The 12,036-nt window shown below is 62.5% G+C and carries 10 protein-coding genes and 1 riboswitch; of the genes, 8 read left to right on the forward strand and 2 right to left on the reverse strand.

Annotated features, from left to right (window positions below):
• Positions 1 to 1,809, reverse strand: a complete 1,809-nt coding sequence (locus HGR_RS12785; protein ID WP_006298695.1) for a TonB-dependent receptor domain-containing protein — start codon at positions 1,807 to 1,809, stop codon at positions 1 to 3.
• 74 nt (positions 1,810 to 1,883) lie between these two features.
• Positions 1,884 to 2,131, reverse strand: a riboswitch (cobalamin riboswitch).
• 50 nt (positions 2,132 to 2,181) lie between these two features.
• Between HGR_RS12785 and zapB the strand changes: the two genes are divergently transcribed.
• The 6 genes from zapB (at position 2,182) to HGR_RS12815 (ending at position 7,681) form a co-directional block, all read left to right on the forward strand.
• The gene (zapB, locus tag HGR_RS12790) at positions 2,182 to 2,412 is read left to right on the forward strand and encodes a cell division protein ZapB (protein ID WP_006298696.1); all 231 of its coding nucleotides are present in this window, start codon (positions 2,182 to 2,184) and stop codon (positions 2,410 to 2,412) included.
• Complete coding sequence (locus HGR_RS12795) at positions 2,409 to 2,762, forward strand: cell division protein ZapA (RefSeq protein ID WP_006298697.1); 354 nt, start codon at positions 2,409 to 2,411, stop codon at positions 2,760 to 2,762. Before zapB ends, HGR_RS12795 begins: the two co-directional genes overlap by 4 nt.
• A 294-nt stretch (positions 2,763 to 3,056) precedes the next feature.
• The gene (locus tag HGR_RS12800; protein ID WP_006298698.1) at positions 3,057 to 4,016 is read left to right on the forward strand and encodes a methionyl-tRNA formyltransferase; all 960 of its coding nucleotides are present in this window, start codon (positions 3,057 to 3,059) and stop codon (positions 4,014 to 4,016) included.
• Positions 4,017 to 4,450: 434 nt separating this feature from the next.
• Positions 4,451 to 5,473 carry a Bug family tripartite tricarboxylate transporter substrate binding protein gene (locus HGR_RS12805; protein WP_006298699.1) on the forward strand — a complete coding sequence of 341 codons (1,023 nt, stop codon included), beginning with the start codon at positions 4,451 to 4,453 and terminating at the stop codon, positions 5,471 to 5,473.
• Positions 5,474 to 5,583: 110 nt separating this feature from the next.
• Complete coding sequence (locus HGR_RS12810) at positions 5,584 to 6,114, forward strand: tripartite tricarboxylate transporter TctB family protein (RefSeq protein WP_006298700.1); 531 nt, start codon at positions 5,584 to 5,586, stop codon at positions 6,112 to 6,114.
• A 37-nt stretch (positions 6,115 to 6,151) separates the two neighbouring features.
• Entirely contained in the window at positions 6,152 to 7,681 is a 1,530-nt protein-coding gene (locus HGR_RS12815) for a tripartite tricarboxylate transporter permease (RefSeq protein WP_006298701.1), read from the forward strand.
• Between the two features lie 125 nt (positions 7,682 to 7,806).
• Here the strand turns inward: HGR_RS12815 and HGR_RS12820 are convergent, their stop codons facing one another.
• A complete protein-coding gene (locus HGR_RS12820; RefSeq protein WP_006298702.1) occupies positions 7,807 to 8,415 on the reverse strand; it encodes a Crp/Fnr family transcriptional regulator in 609 nt (202 codons plus the stop codon).
• Between the two features lie 227 nt (positions 8,416 to 8,642).
• Here HGR_RS12820 and oxc point away from each other — a divergent pair, with 227 nt between their 5' ends.
• Together oxc and frc are read left to right on the forward strand one after the other, a co-directional pair.
• Entirely contained in the window at positions 8,643 to 10,379 is a 1,737-nt protein-coding gene (gene oxc, locus HGR_RS12825) for an oxalyl-CoA decarboxylase (RefSeq protein WP_006298703.1), read from the forward strand.
• Positions 10,380 to 10,446: 67 nt separating this feature from the next.
• Complete coding sequence (gene frc, locus HGR_RS12830; RefSeq protein WP_006298704.1) at positions 10,447 to 11,712, forward strand: formyl-CoA transferase; 1,266 nt, start codon at positions 10,447 to 10,449, stop codon at positions 11,710 to 11,712.
• Positions 11,713 to 12,036 lie beyond the last annotated feature (324 nt).

A 12,036-nucleotide genomic window follows, 5' to 3' on the forward strand; every position in this document is an offset into this window, starting at 1 on the left:
TCAACGAGGCGCCCAGCGCAGGGTCAGGTAACCCGCGCGGCCGGGCTGGTTGTAACCATTGGCCGTCTGGTACTCCTTGTCGGCCAGGTTGTTCAGGCGGGCTTGCACGGACCAGTCGGGATGGAGGGCGTAGTCGACATGGAGGTCGAGCGTGGCGTAAGCGGGCAGCTCGACGGTGTTTTTTTCATCGTCATACCGCTCGGACGCCGCCAGCACGGTGGCGCCGTACTTCCATGCGCCGGTGCGGTAGTCCGCCCCCAAGTTCAGTTGTTCGTCAGCGCGGCGGCGCAACTGCTTGCCCGTGACCTCGTTGCGGGCGTCCAGCAGATCCAGCGTGGCGCGCAGGTCCAGCGCATCGAATTGGCCGTTGTAGCTCAGCGTCCAGCCCTGGATGCGTGCCCGAGGAATGTTCGTGACCGCGGGCTGCGTCGTGATGAACCCCTTGATCCGGTTGTCGAAGTAAACCGCCTGGTAGGTCTGCGTGCCCGGTGTGTACGCCAAACCGGCCTCGCGGTTGCGCCCTTCCTCGGGCTGGGTGGTCACGTTGCCGTAGCTGGGGTAGTAGAGCTGATTGAACGACGGTGCCTTGAAGGAGGTGCCATAGGAGACATGGGCACGCCACTCAGACGTGAGCTTGTATCCATACCCCGCGAAACCGGTGTTGGCCTCGCCAAACTGCGAGTTGTCGTCCCTGCGAACATTGAGTTGCCAGCCATGGGCGCCAGCGTCGCCATTGAGACCGGCGAACACGGAGTCCGTGGTGCGGTGATCCACCGTGTATGCGGTGGTTCCGCTCACCCGCTGCTCGACAGTTTCCAGCCCCAGCAACAGCACACCTAGGGGTGTGCCGATCTCGTTGAGCCAGGTCCATTGGTCTTGATGCGTGTCGAAGCGGGTCGGTTGGCTGCCCGTGTGATTGGTGGAGTTGTCATCGCTGCCGCCATAAGCGAGGCGCGATTTCCAGTTCGGCACCAGCCGCCCTTCCAGACCCATGGCATAGCCTTGGGTCAGGACATCGGCATGCGTGTCATAACTGCCGCTGCCGCTGTCGTAGTTGTTGACGCCGTCGGCGTGGAGCCAACGTGCGTCGAACTTCCATCCTGGCGCAAAACGCCAGTCTGCGGAGGCATTCACGCTGTGTTGAGAAAAGCCATCACGGTCGCTGTTATGACTGCTACCCACGTTGGAGTTGGTCGCCGAGAAGCCATCTTCGCGCAGCGTTTGCACGCCCAAGCTGTAGGACACGTCATGGGAGCCACCACTCAGGCCCGCGCTGGCCTCGCGCCGCCCGGCACTGCCCGCCGTGGCAGAGGCGTAAGGGAAAAAGCCCTCGCGACCCTGGCGGGTGAAGATCTGGATCACGCCGCCGACGGCATCGCTGCCATACAGGGCCGAGGCCGGTCCCTTGAGCACTTCGATGCGTTCGATGCTCTCGAGTGGAATGCTGTCGAAGTTGGGGGTGCCGGTGGTGGCCGAACCCACGCGCACACCGTCGACCAGCAGCAGCACATGGCGGCTCTCGGTGCCGCGGATGTAGACGCTGGACGTCTTGCCCAGGCCGCCATTGGACGAGATCTGCACGCCGGCCACGCGGGCCAGCAGCTCGGCCACGGTGCGGCCCGTGCCCTGTTCGATCTCATCGCGGGTGATGACGGTGATGTCGCTGAGCACCGCGTCGGCGCGCGATTCGGTGCGCGTGGCGGTCACGACGGTGGGTGGAAGTTCAGCCGTCTGGGCCTGCAAGGAAGCCGCGGCGGCCAAGGTCAGCGCGAACACAGCTGGGCGCTGAAACGAAACGCTTTTTTTCATTGGAAGGGAAACGCAAACGAAGTCCTTCCCCGGCTTCCCCGCCAGGGCATGGACGTCACGGATGCACATAGACACGCGCATCCACCTCGTTGGCCGGTATCCGGGCTGGTGGAAACGACCTTCCTCGCCTTCCCGACGGCTTGTTCAGGGCTGTCAGTGGCCATTGAGGGAAGCGGCGCCTCGTTGTTGATTCGAGGCGCGTCCACTTACCGTTGCGGGGGCAGCGCAGGTTGGGCTAGCCGCGAAACGACGCGCCTTCCTGCTTCCCGTTGAACTGCGGCCTGTGAACCACGCCGCGAGCACCAACGGCGGAGATTCTACGTTCGAAATCTCTCGCAAACCCTAGAATGGGAACACTTTCATCGGCGATCCATGTCTGAACCCACTCCCATCGAAGCACTGGTCGAACGCGTCGACCGCCTGCTCGTGCGCTACGAAGAATTGCAACGCACCAATCAACTGCTGGTTGGACAGGTCAACGAGCTGACCACGGAGCGTGATCAGCTCAAGCAGCGCCTGGTGGCGGCGCGCACGCGCGTGGATGCTCTGCTGGAGCGCATCGGCGAGCCGGGCCACAAGGAAGACCTGAAGGACACCCCATGAAACAGCTCGAAGTTCAGATCATGGGGCAAAGCTACCTGCTGGGCGCGCCCGAGGGCGGTGAGGAACGCCTGCGCCAGGCGGTGCAGCGGGTGGATGACGCCATGTGCAAGATCCGGGACGCCGGCAAGATCAAGGCGCGCGAGCGCATTGCCGTGCTCGCGGCCCTTAACCTGGCGTTTGACCTGGGCGCGTCCGCCGCGGCCAACGAAAGGCCGAACGCCGCTGAAGTCATCGCGCCCCCCACGCCCTCCCCTGACTTCTCGCAGGCCTCCGCCCAGGCCGATGCGGCATTGAACGCCTTGATCGGACGGCTGGACACTGCTCTGGGCGAAGACGGTCGGCTGATCTGAGAACGTCAGCCTGTGCAGGGCCGCGTGCTGCGCCTACAATGTGCTGGTCTGCAATGCCTGCCGGGCTTTATATTTCCTTGAACCAATGCTCATTGAGCAAGGGCTTGGAACATTGCCCTGCCAGCGTGATCGTCTCGCGTCAGATGAACCCAAGGCAGGGTTGACCTCGCCCACCTGAACCCCTGGTTCAGGATGCCGGTCCGGTGGGACCATTGCAGACACCCTCTTTTCGCGCCGCTGCCGCCCCGCGCAACGGCTCTTCTCCCAGCGACACGACCTTCCCCCGCTCACCTCATGCGCATCGCCCTCATCGGTCAACAGGATTTTGGCAAGGCCGTGCTGCACGCCTTTCTCGCGCGCGGCGCATCCCAGGGCGACACCGTCGTCGGCGTGTTCTGCAAACCCGAGCAGCCCGGCGAGAAACCGGACGCCCTGCGCGAGGCAGCGCAGGCCGCCGGCCTACCCGTGTTTCAGTTCGCCAGCCTCAAGAGCGAGGAAGCACACGCCGCGCTGCGTGCGCTCGACGCGGACCTGGGCGTGATGGCCTATGTGCTGCAGTTCGCCCCGCAGAGCTTCGTGAAGCTTCCGAAGCACGGCACCATCCAATACCACCCTTCCCTGCTGCCCCGGCATCGCGGCCCCTCCTCCATCAATTGGCCGATCGCGCTGGGCGCGACCGAAACCGGCCTGACCATCTTCCGGCCCACCGATGGACTCGACGAAGGCCCCGTCATCCTGCAAAAGCGTTGCGCGATCGAAGCCGATGACACGCTGGGCGAGGTGTACTTCAACAAGCTCTTCCCCCTGGGCGTGCAAGCTTTGCTGGAAGCCGCCGACCTGGTTGTCGCGGGCCGGCACACCGAGCATGTCCAAGACGAAAGCCAAGCCAGCTACGAAGGCTGGTTCAAGTCCGAGGAAGCGCGCATCCACTGGGCCCAGCACGTCGACCAGGTGTACAACCTGATCCGTGCCTGCAATCCCGCGCCAGGCGCATGGTTCGAGATGAGCGATGCCCACGGTCGCCCGATGAAAGTCTCGGTCTATGACTGCCGCAAGCATGTGACCCGCACCTTCGCTGCGGTGCGAGGCAAGCCGGGCGACATCGTGGAAATCGCGACGCAGTCCCTCTTCATCGCGGCACATGGCGGCGAAATCGAGGTGCTGCGGGTCAAGGCGCAGATCGCGGGGGCAAGCGGCAAGAAGGTGGACGCCGCCGCCTTCGCTCGCGAACACGGGCTGCGCGCCGTGTGCTGAATCAGGCGGTTCGCGTGGCACATGGAGAGATGACTTTTTGCCAACTGCAAGAGTCAGCGAGATGACACAGGGAATGCACAGGCATCGCTGAAGTCAGCTTACGAATTTTTGAAGAGCACACTGCAGGGCAGTCCCGTCACGCGATGGGACTGCCTTTTTGTTGCGCCTGCGAAACGCACTTTCATTGGTGTTTGCCCTTGCTTTGGTCACGGATGCGATCCGCCACACTCGGAGAAGCCCCAATCACGGAAACCCTAGGGGACCTCTTAAAAATAAAGAAAGTTGACCGCAATCAAGAGGATTTCAGCACCAAAATTTAGAGTACGCCCCATCGATTGGTGCTGATGCGAATGAGTCCATTCGATGAGGCTATCGAAGAAGAAATCCACGTCCTAAAACCGTCCGCGACGGTGCAACGTCAACAGGAGACAAAGATGAAGAGCTTTCATGCCAGACTGAAAACCAAGGTGGCCACGGTGGCCGCCGCTGTCATCGCGGCCGCCGGCCTGGTCGCCCCGATGGCGGCGCAGGCCTGGGAACCGAGCAAGCCGGTCGAGTTCGTGGTGCCCGCTGGCACGGGTGGCGGCGCTGACCAGATGGCCCGTCTGATCCAGGGCATCATCGTCAAGCACAACCTGATGAAGCAGTCGCTCATCGTCGTCAACAAGTCGGGCGGCGCGGGCGCGGAAGGTTTCTTGTCCGTCAAGGAGGCCAAGGGCGATCCGCACAAGATCATCATCACCCTGTCCAACCTGTTCACGACACCGCTGGCCACCGGCGTGCCCTTCAACTGGAAGGAGATGACCCCGGTGTCGATGATGGCGCTGGACCAATTCGTCCTGTGGGTCAACGCCGACACGCCCTACAAGACCGCCAAGCAGTACATCGATGCCGTGAAAGCCGCTGGCCCGAACAAGATGAAGATGGGCGGCACGGGCTCCAAGCAGGAAGACCAGATCATCACCGTGGGTCTTGAAAAGGCCACCGGCACCAAGTTCATTTACGTGCCCTTCAAGGGCGGCGGCGAAGTGGCCGTGCAACTCGTGGGCGGCCACATTGACTCCACCGTGAACAACCCCGCCGAGGCCGTGGCGCAGTGGCGCGCGGGCAAGCTGCGCGCATTGTGCGTCTTTGATGACCAACGCCTGCCCTACAAGGCCAAGGTGACGGACACGCAGAGCTGGAACGACATCCCGACCTGCAAGGAATCGGGCGTGCCCACCGACTACGTGATGTTGCGCGGCATTTTCACCTCCCCGGGCGTCAGCGCCGACCAGATCAAGTACTACGTGGACTTGCTGGCCAAGGTGCGTGAAACACCGGACTGGAAGGCCGCCATGGAACAGGGCGCTTTCAATCAGACCAGCATGAGCGGCGCCGACTTCACGAAGTGGCTGACCACAGCTGAAGCGAACCACCGCCAATTGATGACTGAGGCCGGCTTCCTGGCGAAGTAAACCGGTAGACCTACGGAAGTAGACAGCACGCCGGGCCTTGAAGGACGACACAGCAACGTCAGCGAGGCCCGGTTTTTTTGAAGTCAGTAATCGACAGAAGTTATCTCGTCATGGAATCCAATCAAACTTCCGAGGAGGGCAGCGCCCTCGCCACCAACGGCACGGTGGACGCCGTGGTCGCGGTGTTGATCTTTCTCCTGGGCGCCCTCGTGGTTTTCGGCAGCCGACAACTCGGTGCCGAGTGGGGCGACGACGGCCCCGGACCGGGCTATTTCCCCTTCTACATCGGCGTCATCCTGTGCATCTCTGGCTTGGGCGTGCTCGCTCAAAGCCTGCTGGCCAAGGGCAAGGCCAAGGAAAAGAACGCCGAGGCTTTCGTGGACCGTGAGTCCATGGGCCGCGTGCTGGCCGTGCTGATTCCCGCCATCTTCTACGTGGCCGCGGTGGATCTGATCGGCATCTACGTCGCTTCGGCCGTCTACATCGTCCTCTTCATGGTGTATCTGGGCAAGTATGGGTGGATCAAGAGCGTGATCGTCGGCCTGGCAGTGAACGCCCTGTTCTTCCTGATGTTCGAAGTCTGGTTCAAGGTGCCGCTGCACAAAGGCACCTTTGATCCGCTGAGCTTCCTGGGTTATTGAAGACAAACACGCGGATCAATCTCGGAGACACAAGAAAATGGAAGAACTCAACGCACTGTTCCACGGGTTTGCGACCGTCATATCGCCGATGAACTTCCTGCTGATGCTCGTAGGCATCATCCTGGGGGTTCTGATCGGCGTGCTGCCCGGCCTGGGCGGAGCCAATGGCGTGGCCATCCTGCTGCCGCTGACCTTCAGCATGAACCCGACCTCGGCCATCATCATGCTGTCGTGCATCTACTGGGGTGCGCTGTTCGGCGGCGCGATCACCTCGGTGCTGTTCAATATCCCGGGAGAGCCCTGGTCGGTGGCCACCACCTTCGATGGCTATCCCATGGCCCAGCAGGGCAAGGCCGGCGAGGCGCTCACGGGAGCCTTCACTTCGTCCTTCATCGGTGCTTTCATCGCGGTGGTCATGATCACCTTCATGGCACCGCTGGTCGCCAAGTTCGCGCTGAAATTCGGCCCGCCGGAATTCTTCTCGGTCTACCTGCTGACCTTCTGCTCCTTCGTCGGCATGGGCAAGGGCTCGCCGTTCAAGATCCTGGCCTCGATGACCTTGGGCTTCGCCCTGGCCTGCGTCGGCATGGACACCGTGACCGGACAGCTGCGCCTGACTTTCGGTTTCCACGAGCTGATGCGCGGCTTCGACTTCCTGATCGCGGTGATCGGCCTGTTCGGCATCGGCGAAATCCTGCTGTCGATGGAAGAAGGCCTGGCCTTCAACGGCAAGAGCGCGCGCATTGACCCCAAGGTCGTGTTCAACACCTGGAAGCAGCTCCCAGCCTATTGGGCGACATCGCTGCGCGCTTCCCTGATTGGCATCTGGATGGGCATCACACCCGGTGGCGCGACGCCGGCCTCCTTCATGAGCTATGGCGTGGCCAAGAAGATGTCCAAGAACGGCAACAACTTCGGCAATGGTGAGCTGGAGGGCGTGGTCGCTCCGGAAACCGCAGCGCACGCGGCTGGCACCAGCGCCCTGCTGCCCATGCTGGCCCTTGGCATCCCCGGCTCCCCGACAGCGGCCGTGCTGCTGGGCGGTCTGCTGATCTGGGGCCTGCAGCCCGGTCCGTTGCTCTTCGTCGAGCAAAAGGACTTCGTCTGGGGCCTGATCGCTTCGATGTACCTGGGCAACCTGGTGGGATTGCTGGTCGTGCTGACGACGGTGCCGCTGTTCGCCTCGATCCTGCGCATCCCCTTCTCGATCATTGCGCCGGTGATCATCGTGATCTGCGCGATCGGCGCCTACACCGTGCACAACGCCATGCTCGACATCTGGTTCATGCTGCTGTTCGGCGTGGTGGGCTACGTGTTCAAGAAGCTGGATTACCCGCTCGCGCCGCTGGTGCTGGCCCTGGTGCTCGGCGACAAGGCGGAAGACGCGTTCCGGCAGTCCATGCTGCTGTCGCAGGGCGATCTGTCCATCATGTTCTCCAATGCCCTGGTCGGCGGCATCACCGCCCTGGCGCTGGTCATGCTGTTCTGGCCGCTGATTTCTAAGCTGATCGCCTTGGTCAAAGCCCCCAAGCAGCAGCAGTTCGCGGCGGAACGTCCGGTGGATTGACATTCGACGACATCGCCTGCAACACAAGGCAAAAGGCCCGCTTCGATTGAAGCGGGCCTTTTTTCATGCAGGAGCAGCACGGTGGCGTGCCGGAAAGACTTCAAGCCAAGTGGCTTGACCGAGGCTCAAATCTTGCCGCGCTGTTTCAGGCGGCTGAGCGTCTCGGCGGAGAGGTTGAGGTAAGCCGCCAATTCCTTCTTGGGAATGCGGTCAAACAGCTCACCATGCTTGCGAAGAAAGCGGTGCACCCGACCTGGCGCGTCCAACAGGTGCAGGGTGATCGTGTGCGCCATGATCTCGCTCATATGGCTCATCACGCTGTGCTCGAACAAGCGCTTTTCCTCGGCATGTTGCTCCAGGAAGGCGATCCATTCCGGCATGGGCAGCTTGACGACTCGCGCCTTGGTGACGGACACGATGCTGTAAGGCGCCGGAGTCTTCAGCATCCAGGCGGCGTAGCTGGTTTCCATCTCGCGCTCCGCCGCGAAGCGCAAGATCATTTCCTTGCCCTGGGGATTGGCCACGACGCGTTTGAGGACACCATCCAGGATGAAATACTGTTCCATCTCGTGCACGCCCTGGTGCAGCAGGAAATCGCCCTTGCTGCAATCCACGACGGTCAAGTGGGGTTCGAGCGACTGGTGCGCATCCACGCCCAAATCCTTGAGCACTTGGTTTTGGCGCAATTGGACCCGGATGACGTTTTTTTCCGGGTGATTCTCGATACTGCTCATGCTTTCCACGCGCACACGCCCTCCGCGCCGGCACGGGGCTCCGGGTTAGCGCTACTCTGATTGACCAAGGTCTTTGTCCCGAAATTGACCGTGGTCAATGGAGCCTCCATAACAGCTTCCTATCATACCCCCGCGTTGCACCTTCGCGTGCCGGCCACCCTGGCGCGGCCAGGCGCGCGCGCAATGGCCAACGATAACTTTTACAGCTACTAGCAGAGAGACGCACCATGTCCAACGACGCCCAAACCAGCACGCTGACCGATGGTTTCCACCTCGTCATCGATGCGCTCAAGCTCAACGGCATCAGCAACATCTACGGCTTGCCCGGCATCCCGGTCACCGACCTGACCCGCATGATGCAGGCCGAAGGCATGCGGGTGATCTCATTCCGCCACGAAGCCAATGCGGGCAATGCGGCCGCGATCGCCGGTTTCATGAATGGCGCCAAGGGCGTGCCCGGCGTGTGCCTGACGGTGTCCGCGCCTGGTTTCCTGAATGCTTTGGTCGCACTGGCCAACGCAACGACCAACTGCTGGCCCATGATCCTGATCTCGGGCTCCTCCGAGCGTGAAATCGTCGACCTGTCCCAAGGCGACTATGAGGAGATGGACCAACTCGCCATCGCCAAGCCACTGTGCAAAGCGGCGTTCCGCGTGCTCAATGCCGAGGACATCGGCGTGGGCATCGCCCGCGCCATCCGTGCCGCGGTCTCCGGTCGCCCTGGCGGTGTCTACCTGGACCTGCCGGCCAAGCTGTTCTCGCAAACCATGGACGCCGCCGCGGGCAAGGCCTCGTTGATCAAGGTAGTGGACCCGGCCCCGCGCCAGATCCCCGCGCCCGAATCCATCGCCCGCGCACTGAACCTGCTCAAGGGTGCGAAGAAGCCGCTGATCCTGCTGGGCAAGGGCGCGGCCTACGCGCAGGCTGACGCCGACATCCAGGCCCTGGTCGAGAAGACGGGCATCCCCTACCTGCCCATGTCCATGGCCAAGGGCATCTTGCCCGACACCCACCCGCAATCGGCCGCCGCCGCGCGTTCCTTCGTGCTGCCCGAGGCCGACGTGGTGCTGCTGATCGGCGCGCGCCTGAACTGGCTGCTCTCGCACGGCAAGGGCAAGACCTGGGGCGGCAAGGACCACAAGGACTGGGGTGGCCAGAAGTTCATCCAGATCGACATCGCCTCCACCGAGTTCGACAGCAACGTGCGCATCGACGCACCCATCGCGGGCGACATCGGTTCCTGCGTCTCGGCCCTGTTGGCCGGCGTGGGCAACAGCTGGGCCAAGCCGCCCGCTGAGTGGACCAACGCCATCAACGACAAGAAGAGCAAGAACATCGCGAAGATGGCCGAAACCCTGGCCAAGGACCCCAAGCCGATGAACTTCCACAGCGCGCTCAACGTGGTGCGCGACATCTTCAAGGCCCATCCCGACACGCTGCTGGTCAACGAAGGCGCGAACGCGCTGGATTTCACCCGTTCCATCGTGGACATGTACAAGCCGCGCAAGCGCCTGGACGTGGGCACCTGGGGCGTGATGGGCATCGGCATGGGCTTCGCCGTCGCCGCCGCCGTCGAGAGCAATCAGCGCGTCGTCGCCGTCTGCGGTGACAGCGCCTTTGGCTTCTCCGGCATGGAGGTGGAAACCATCGCCCGCTACAACCTACCGGTCTGCGTGGTGATCTTCAACAACAACGGCGTCTACCGCGGCACCGACGTGAACCCGACCGGCGGCGCCGACGTGGCCCCGACCGTGTTCGTCAAGGATGCGCGTTACGAGAAGCTGATGGAAGCCTTCGGTGGCGTGGGCGTCTATGCCCAGACCTCGGCCGAGTTGCGCAAGGGCATCGAGGACGCCCTCAAGTCGGGCAAGCCCACACTGATCAACGCCATCATCGACGAGACGGCCGGCACGGAAAGCGGACGCATCACGAGCCTGAACCCGGCCGCCGCGATCAAGAAGTAATCCTAGACACAACACCCATTCAAAACCCGTTCCGCATCCACGGGACCTATCTCAGAAGGAGCAGAAAATGTCCGGAAACAAACCCCTCAAGGGCATCAAGATCATCGACTTCACGCACGTGCAAGCCGGTCCCGCCTGCACGCAGTTGCTGGCTTGGTTCGGCGCCGACGTGATAAAGGTCGAGCGCCCGGGTGCCGGTGACGTGACGCGCAGCCAACTGCGTGACATCCCCGATGCCGACGCGCTCTACTTCACGATGCTCAACAGCAACAAGCGCTCGCTGACGCTGGACACCAAGACCCCCGAGGGCAAGGAAGTGCTGGAGAAGCTGATCAAGAAGTCCGACGTGATGGTCGAGAACTTCGGCCCCGGCGCCCTGGACCGCATGGGCTTCACGTGGCAGCGCATCCAGGAGCTGAACCCCGGCATGATCCTCGCATCCGTCAAGGGCTTCTCCGACGGCCACCACTACGAAGACCTCAAGGTTTATGAAAACGTGGCGCAGTGCGCGGGCGGCGCGGCCTCCACCACCGGCTGGTGGAAGGGAGAGAACGCTGGCCCGACGATCTCGGCCGCGGCCCTGGGTGACTCCAACACCGGCATGCACTTGGCCATCGGCATCCTGACCGCCATCATCGGCCGTCAGCAAACCGGCAAGGGCCAGAAGGTGGCCGTGTCCATGCAAGACGCCGTGCTCAACCTCTGCCGCGTCAAGATGCGCGACCAACTGCGTCTGGACAAGGTCGGCTACCTGGAGGAGTACCCCCAGTATCCGCACGAGAAGTTCGGCGACGTGGTGCCGCGCGGCGGCAATGCGGGCGGCGGTGGCCAGCCGGGCTGGATCCTGAAGTGCAAGGGCTGGGAAACCGACCCCAACGCTTACATCTACTTCACGATCCAAGGCCATGCCTGGGAGCCGATTTGCGACGCGCTGGGCAAGCCGGAATGGAAGACGGACCCCAACTACACCACGGCGAAGGCGCGTCAACCGCACATCATGGACATCTTCGCCACCATCGAGAACTTCATCAAGGACAAGACGAAGTTCGAGGCCGTGGACATCTTCCGCAAGTTCGACATTCCTTGCGCGCCGGTGCTGTCCATGAAGGAACTGCTGCACGACAAGTCGCTGCGCGCTTCGGGCTCCATCGTCGAAGTGCCGCACAAGGTGCGTGGCAGCTACTGGACGGTGGGCAGCCCGATCAAGTTCTCCGACCTCAAGCCCGAGGTGACGGCCTCTCCGCTGCTGGGCGAGCACACCGACGAAGTGCTGGCTGAGCTGGGCTACAGCAAGGACCAGATCGGCAAGATGCACAGCAACAAGGCGGTCTGACCCTCCCCGTCACCCAGCCTGAGACGGCGCCGCTCCTTCGGGAGGGCGCCGTTTTTTCATGGTCAGCTCTCTTCTCGCTTTTTCCTTTAACGAAACCCTTTTTCACTGCGCAGCAACACATCCAAAAAAGCAAAAGTGTTCTGCATGGAACATCGCCGTCGCGCAGGCTGCGCGCGCAAGGGTGCTCCCTATAATCATTTGGAATATTTGACATGCCGATGACCATGGGTCCTTGGCCTGGTGAAGTGCGCATTCCAAGCAACAATTGAATGAATGCTCCCACGCTCCGCCGCTGTGCGGGTCGCTACCCCCCGAGGGGGTGCT

It is taken from the genome of Hylemonella gracilis ATCC 19624, assembly GCF_000211835.1.
GTDB classification, from domain to species: Bacteria; Pseudomonadota; Gammaproteobacteria; order Burkholderiales; family Burkholderiaceae_C; genus Hylemonella; species Hylemonella gracilis.